Annotated in this window: 2 protein-coding genes; both read left to right on the forward strand. The window is 70.9% G+C overall.

Going from position 1 to position 1926, the window contains the following annotated elements:
• Positions 1-207: 207 nt before the first annotated feature.
• Complete coding sequence (locus ABZ281_RS47635) at positions 208-924, forward strand: DUF6250 domain-containing protein (protein WP_356664897.1); 717 nt, start codon at positions 208-210, stop codon at positions 922-924.
• A 145-nt stretch (positions 925-1069) separates the two neighbouring features.
• The gene (locus ABZ281_RS47640; protein WP_356664899.1) at positions 1070-1855 is read left to right on the forward strand and encodes an SGNH/GDSL hydrolase family protein; all 786 of its coding nucleotides are present in this window, start codon (positions 1070-1072) and stop codon (positions 1853-1855) included.
• The last annotated feature ends 71 nt before the right edge of the window (positions 1856-1926 follow it).

Consider the following 1926-nt stretch of genomic DNA (forward strand, 5'->3'; position numbering starts at 1 on the left):
TCGATCGCCGCGGACGGCATGACGGTCGGCCAGGACCTCCAGGCGGAGCTGCTGGGACCCCGATCCCCGGGTCCGGCCTTCGGTGTGTGCGGGCTCTCGATCGCGCCAAGGGATCGACAGGCGGCGGCAGTTGGGACAGAGTGAGCCCGGCCGGAGTGCAAGCGCTTTCCCGAGCCTTCCCGGCGGACCCCGAGGAGCTGTGTCACCGTGCCGAGCACCCGCAGAGCGTTCGCAGCCCTGGCCGCCGGATCCGCCCTGGCGGCCCTCGCCCCCACGGTCGCCGCGCACGCCGCGACCCGCCACCGCCGCCTCATCGCCCACGACGACTTCTGCCACGGCCTCGGGCAGTGGGCGACCGAACTCCAGGACGGCGGCACCGTCACCGCCTCCCGCGGCACCCTGGAGATCGACGTGCCGAGCGGCGCGACCGTCTGGTTCAGGCGGCGGCTCGCAGGTCCGTACGTGCTCGAGTACACCGCGACGCCCGTCTCCGAGGGCGGGGTCAACGACCGGGTCTCGGACCTCAACAACTTCTGGAACGCGACCGACGTCCGCTCCCCGGACGACCTCTTCGCGACGCCGCGCGGCGGGGCCCTCGACGAGTACGACCACCTCACGACGTACTACGCGGGCTGCGGCGCCAACTACAACACCACGACCCGGCTGCGCCGCTACGTCGGCGAACCCGGTGTCCGCCCCCTGGTCTTCGACTACACCGAGCCGCTGCTGGTCCCGGGCGAGCCGAACCGGGTCCGGATCATCTCCGACGGTTCCACGGTCCAGTGGTGGAACAACGGCCGGCTCGTCTTCGACCACATCGACCCGCAGCCGTACGCGAGTGGGCACTTCGCCTTCCGGACCGTCTGGAGCCATTTCCGGATCAGTGCGTTCCGGGTCTGGCGGCTCACCCCGAAACATCCCTGACAAGCGGTGTATTCCGGAGTTGACGAACACTTTAGGAGTGGCTTATCTCACCGTCCGTCAACCCTTTCCTACGGTCGCGTAGGTCACATTCGAAGGTGAATCATGAGCTGCTGTGGCAGACGATTCGAAGAGTGACAGCAGAGCAGTGATCGGGTCGTACGTGTCGGTGGGGGACAGCTTCACCGAGGGCGTCGGCGACCCCGGCCCCGACGGGGCGTTCGTCGGCTGGGCCGACCGGTTCGCCGTCCTGCTCGCCGACCGCAGGCCCGAGGGCGACTTCCAGTACACCAATCTCGCCGTACGCGGAAAGCTCCTCGACCAGATCGTGGCGGACCAGGTTCCGCGGGCCGTCGACATGGCCCCGGACCTCGTCTCGTTCTGCGCCGGGGGCAACGACATCATCCGGCCCGGCACCGACCCTGACGAGGTTGCCGAGCGCTTCGAACGGGCCCTGGCCCAGCTCACCGCCGTGTCCGGCACGGTCATGGTGACGACCGGTTTCGACACCCGTGGCGTGCCCGTGCTCAGGCACCTGCGCGGCAAGATCGCCACGTACAACGGACACGTCCGGGCCATCGCCGACCGGTACGGCTGCCCGGTCCTGGACCTGTGGTCCCTGCGCAGTGTGCAGGACCGCAGGGCCTGGGACGCCGACCGGCTGCACCTGTCCCCCGAGGGGCACACGCGCGTGGCGCTCCGCGCGGGTCAGGTGCTCGGCCTCGACGTGCCGGCCGATCCCGAGCAGGCGTGGCCCCCGCTGCCCCCGCGCGGCGCTCTCGACATGCGGCGCGACAACGTCGCCTGGGCGCGGGAGTTCCTGGTGCCGTGGATCGGGCGCCGGCTGCGCGGCGAGTCGTCGGGCGACCATGTGACGGCCAAGGGGGCGCTGTCGCCGGACGACATCAGGATGCGGATCGCATCGGTGGCGTGAGAGCGGCTCCCGCGCGTGCGGGCCGTGCCGGCGTCCCACCGGCCCCACCAGGGCATCGCAGGCGCCCGACC

The organism is Streptomyces sp. NPDC006265, assembly GCF_040613555.1.
GTDB lineage: Bacteria > Actinomycetota > Actinomycetes > Streptomycetales > Streptomycetaceae > Streptomyces.